Below are 5781 nucleotides of genomic sequence, written 5' to 3' on the forward strand. Positions count from 1 at the left end.
CCCTCTGACATCTGGAAAATATAGAAATTTTCTATTACCATCTTTGCTGATTTTGATTTGATTATAAAAAATGCCATATTTTGTTAATTTACCAGTAAACTCATTTTGGGGTCTTCCATGAAACTCTATTGGTTCAAAGCTGTTTCTGTCATTTTCATTTATTTCCATATCAACATCCGGCATCTCATCCAACAAACGATAATACATACGCCAACCTACTGTCACAACATCCGACACAGAATTTATGTATGGAATCATCTGTCCGTGGTGTACAGGTATTTCAACCACTGTTTTCCCAATCCCTTCTGCCCATATTTCAGTGATCACATGCTCAGATCCGAAATTTCGAAGAATCGCCTGAGCGTGTCCATGAAATAGCTTTCGGTAAAGAGCAAAATCAGGTTCATGTGAATTGGGGTTTCCGTTTCCCACGCCTATGACCTTTGCACCTCCCTTTACATCAAAGTGCACCAGATTGTCCGCATCCGGAACTTCAAGACCGTCTCTATCAACCGCAATTACATTTATGATTACCGAGTCTGACCCATCATCCCAAAGTGACTCTTTGCTGCATTCTACCTTTAATCTGCATATTTCTCCCGGTACCATAAGGCAATGGCTGGCTGCCTTAATTCCGTCTATATATCCCACAGCCTTAAGCGTCCCCTTTTCAAATGCCACATAAAACTCGTCCTGGAAATAAGCGGTGGTTTTTCTCCGTTCCAGCACTCTGTTATTAACACTTAACTCTATTTCCTGGCAATTGGATGCCACGATAACCTTTTGTAGTTCTCCAGCTTTCCGTTTTTTGTTCCAGGAAGCTATTATATGAATCCCAGGCTTTTTTTTCCACATCACTTTGTATAATTCGCAGGCTTCCTTGGGAAAGCCACAGGAATCATAGGTGCCAAAAAATGTCCCAACACTGGGCCACTCAAACGGGGTAGGCTCTCCCCGATAGTCAAAACCGGTCCATACAAATGCTCCCGCAACAAATTTTCTTTCATTGACCCACTTCCATGCATCTCTGTGAGTGTTCCCCCATGGAGCACAAAAATCATCGTAGCTGCTTATTACATGATGTTCTTCATCAGTTCGGTACTCTCCTCGTACCATAAATGCACTGGCTGTTTCCGAGGCAATCAGCGGTATATTTGGATATTTTTCATGAAACTCATCATAACGCATGGGATTATAGTTAATTCCAACAGCATCCAGGGCATGGACCGCTCCCTCATTTTCCAGGTATCCGCCATTGAAAGATCCCAAAACCGGACGAGTATGATCCATCCTGTGAATGGTATTGCGAATTCTTTTTGCCATACGCATGCCTCTTTGTGTACCCTGCAGCGGCTCTTCATTGAATATAGAATACACTATTACGCTAGGATGGTTTCTGGCATTTCGAACAATTCCCCTCACCTGTTCCAACACTTCAGGGCAGGAAGCAAATGTCCTGTTTTCTTCCATCACCATCATCCCCAGCTTATCACAGATCAGAAGTATTTCGGGATCTGGATTATGGGCACAGCGGTAAGCATTGGCTCCTAATTTTTTCAACTGGCTGATTCTGTATTCCTTTACTGCATAAGGGACAGCAACACCTACCCCGGCATGATCCTGATGGCAGCAAAACCCTTTTAATTTTATATTATCACCATTTAGCCAAAATCCGGTTTCTGAATCCAGTTGAATAGTTCGGAATCCAAAGCGAACTTTTAAATAATCTGACTCCAACTCTTCGGATAATACTTCGTCTTTTTCAGGCAGCGATATACATCTGACACCTATTTCATATAAACAGGGTAGTTCTAGGTTCCACTTTCTCACATTATTTAATACCGTTTCTTGCTTGCATATTACATGATTAAAACCTTCCACCGCTACATGTTCCTGCGGAAAATCAAATATCTTTTTTCCAGACTCATATAGAGCTGTTTCAAGCCATAACTCCCTATTTTTACCAAAACTGTTTTCAACTGTTGTTTCAATTTCTAATTTCCATAACCCATCTTGCATCTCGGTAGGTTTTACGTATACTCCCTGGTATTCAATATGAACAGGGGCTTTTTTTACAAGCCACACGTTTCGGTAAATGCCCGCCCCTTCGTACCACCAGCCTTCCCAGGCATCTGCCTCTATCTTAACCGCCAGCTGGTTCACTGCCGGGTAAAAGCAGACAAAGTCAGATATATCTACAGAAAAGCTGTTATATCCATAAAACTGACGCTTACACAAAAGTCCATTAATATAAATAGTAGCTTTACTGCTAAGCCCCTCAAACTCCAGCAGGATCTGCTTTCCCATGTCTTCTTCTCCAAGTCGAAACTTCTTTCGGTACCAACCGTTCCCACGCATTTTGTATCCATGGTTCAGCAGACCCTTTGGTGTAAAATCTTTCTGAACCACCCAATCATGGGGCAGTTCTACTGTTTCCCATTCAGAATCGTCAAAGGAACTCTCTGCAGGCCCTTTAGCACCGGCTGCTTTAGAATAATCGTAGACATCATCATGCTTCCGGCCAGCGGGCAGGTCACTGATCTCCACCTCCCGGAACCTCCACTCTCTATTCATACAATATATACCAGGCTGATCATTATAATATTTCATTTTCTGTCCTCTCAACTGGGATTACTATGCTGACGCAGGTTCCCTCTCCTTCCCGGCTTTTCAGCCGTAATCCGTATGCTTCTCCATATTTAAGTTTTAATCTCTTATTAACATTTTGTATTCCAATTGACATATGATTACCTTTTTTCTGCTCTAATTTACCATTCATGATATCATCTATCTTCTCTTGCTGCATTCCTATTCCATTATCGATAATCTGGAGGCACATTACATTTTTTTTCATGGATCCTGTTACTTTTACTTGTTTATCACTCGCTTTATTAGACAAACCATGCTCAATCGCATTTTCAAGAAGAGGTAAAATAATATGACAGGGTACCCTTTCATACAACACTTCTTCTTCTACATCGATGTCAATTTTTAACTCCTGTCCATAGCGATATTTTTGTATACGAATATATGCCTCCACAGCGTCCAGTTCTTCTTCAAAACTGATCAGTTCCTGTTCCAGTAATGAAAAACGCATCAGATATCCAAGACTTCTTGTTACCTCAGCAATATCTTTTTCATCGTGCATATTTGCAAGCCACTGGATTGTATCCAGGGTATTGTAAAGAAAATGAGGATTAATCTGCATTTGCAGAGCTTTTATCTGCGCCTGCTGTTTCAGACTTTTCTCCTCGCATACGTTATGAACTAAATGCTCCATATCTGATACCATTTTATTAAAGCTTCCACGAAGCTGTCCGATCTCATCTTTATATTTAACGGTAGCATATACGCTGAAATCTCCTGCGCCAAACTTTTCCATAGATTGTACCAGTTCTTTAACAGGCTTTGAGATTCCTCTCGCCACAAGGATACTTAGAGTTGTAATTACCGACAGAATCACAGCGAGAATAACTATGGTGATATTGCGCAGGTTCAGAAGCTGTTCGTTATGTCTTTCATCCTCTGACAGGCTGATCAGCGTCCAATCGACAGTTTTTAATGGTATGACACATAGCTGTTTATTGTTACCATCTATATTAACATGATGTAAAGTATCATTCCCTTTGAAAGCATGCATCATCTCTTTCGGCGGCAGCTCATTGTTTAAATCACCCGCTATCCTGCTTCCTCTGGAATTTACCAGAAAAATTTGATCCATCTTTGTAAAAACGATATCTTTAATTATTTTTTCAATATAGTCCGTATCCACATATAAGATCAGGTACCCCAATGGCTTTTGCGTTGCCGTGTTATAAATTAATTTCCCAACAGGTATCACAGAAAGATCCATCTTTCTGTCAAACCAGACATTCGCTCCTTTTGCTTCATAAATGACACCAGTTGGAATATCATAAGGTTCTCCATAATTACCATCTTTCGTTATATATGCATTCCCATTCAAATCATACAAAAATGCTGCAAGTATTGCATTTATCTTCGTAATCTGGCTAATCAGCTTATTCTTTATTTTGATGCCTACCTGTACCTCTTCATATGCATTCATTTTACCCTCATTGACCTTTTCCATGTATTTCTGGATCTCCCGGTCTGTAGAGATGTCAAAGAGTACCCGCTCCGCCGCCTCCACATTATTAGTGACGTTCTGCCCGGCCTGTCTCATTGTATTCCGTATGTAGTTCCTGGAGTTATCAATAATCTGACTGGAAGAACTTGCATAGAAATATGCGGTGATAAGGAATACAGAAAGAAAAACCAAGCTAATCGTCATAACAACAAGCTTGGTTTGGATAGACATATTTCCTATGGATTGTTTAGCCTTTCCCATGAAATTTCTCATAAATCCCTCCTATCGCTCTTTCGTATAAACTCAATGAGGCTTCCTTCCGAGCACCCAACATAGCATTTCCTATATTCCATCGGCGTTTTTCCAAATGTTTTGCGAAAAAGCTGGCTGAAATATCTCTGGTCGTTAATTCCAATACGCTCACATATTACATAAATCTTTAAATCGGTGTTTGCCAGCAGTTCAGCTGCCTTCAGCATCCTGACAATGCCCAGCAACTTTGTAAAATTATAATTTGTTTCTTTTTTAATTAGCCTGCTCAGATAGGTAATGGAAAAATGCGTGTGTTCCGCCAGGGAGGTAAGGGTGATTTCATTCATGTAATTTTTCTCAATATAGTCCATAATCCATCTTCCGTTTCCGTCTTCTCCGGTAGCAAACATCTCATCCTTTTCCTGCTCAACTGCATCCCTGCGATTAAGGACTTTGTCTACTTCCAGCTCCTTTACAGCCCGGTGAACAGCATCCAGAATTTCTTCCGGACTGGATGGTTTCAACAGGTATTCAAATACCCCACTGTGAATAGCCTGCTTCGCGTATTCAAAAGTCCCATATCCGGATAATAAAATCATCTTACATCTCAAATCTCCTGTCGCAATTTCCCGTGCCAGCTGAAGACCGTCCAGCCCCGGCATACGGATATCGGTCAATATGATATCCGGACAAAAAGAGGAGATCATCTGAAGTGCATCCACTCCGCTGTCCGACATCTTTTTTTCCGTAATACCCACACTTTCCCAGGATAGGCTTTCCAACCCTTTACGAATAATTATTTCATCATCAACAATGAGCAGTTTCATTTCTTCCTCCTGAAGATACCTGTTTCCAGTCGCTGCGGATTCCATAAAATTTAGCCTTTAACAGCGCCCGCTATCATACCATCAATAATTTTATCGTGCAAAATTACATATACAATTATTACCGGAATAACCGTGATTACAATTGCCGCAATCATCCCAACATAGTCTGTAGCATAGATTCCTTTAAACTCAGTCAGACCGATTGGCAACGGCATTTTTGCCTTATCCGTAAGAAATATCTGAGAAAACAGCAGGTCGTTCCAGATATTGATAAAAGAAATGACTGTAATGGTTACAATTCCCGGTACCACAACAGGCGTTACCACTTTTCGAAAAGCCTGTATTAAGCTGCACCCGTCTATTATCGCTGCTTCCTCCAGTTCCCTGGGTACCGCAATAAAAAATCCCGATAATATAAAAATAGCAGTAGGCAGTGCAAATGTAATATGGGGGATGATAACTGCTATATAAGTATTAAGGATTCCCGCTTTATTAAAAATACTGTATAACGGAATAACGGAACCATAAGCCGGTATCATAAGCCCCAGCAGGAAAATTCCCAGCGTAAGATTTGATAATTTCCAGCGTAATCTCGTCACACCATAAGATGCCATA

4 protein-coding genes are annotated in these 5781 nt (G+C 40.8%); all 4 read right to left on the reverse strand.

Annotated features, from left to right (window positions below):
- Positions 1-2610 (reverse strand): glycoside hydrolase family 2 TIM barrel-domain containing protein (locus RHS_RS25220; protein WP_395023533.1); only part of this gene is annotated, 2610 nt, incomplete at its 3' end.
- A complete protein-coding gene (locus tag RHS_RS31960) occupies positions 2597-4360 on the reverse strand; it encodes a sensor histidine kinase (RefSeq protein ID WP_395014925.1) in 1764 nt (587 codons plus the stop codon). The genes RHS_RS25220 and RHS_RS31960, both read right to left, overlap by 14 nt.
- Positions 4357-5166: a response regulator gene (locus tag RHS_RS25230; RefSeq protein ID WP_047834738.1), complete on the reverse strand. Its 810-nt coding sequence runs from the start codon at positions 5164-5166 to the stop codon at positions 4357-4359. The genes RHS_RS31960 and RHS_RS25230 overlap by 4 nt, the downstream gene beginning before the upstream one ends.
- A 50-nt stretch (positions 5167-5216) precedes the next feature.
- The coding region (locus RHS_RS25235; protein ID WP_047834739.1) for a carbohydrate ABC transporter permease at positions 5217-5781 on the reverse strand (565 nt) is incomplete at its 5' end.

Source organism: Robinsoniella sp. RHS (assembly GCF_001029355.1).
Classification (GTDB): domain Bacteria; phylum Bacillota; class Clostridia; order Lachnospirales; family Lachnospiraceae; genus Robinsoniella; species Robinsoniella peoriensis.

Bases quoted from the DNA above. Each gene is read 5' to 3' on its own strand.
- RHS_RS31960 (WP_395014925.1), bottom strand. From the start codon at position 4,360: ATGAGAAATTTCATGGGAAAGGCTAAACAATCCATAGGAAATATGTCT.
- RHS_RS25230 (WP_047834738.1), bottom strand. From the start codon at position 5,166: ATGAAACTGCTCATTGTTGATGATGAAATAATTATTCGTAAAGGGTTG.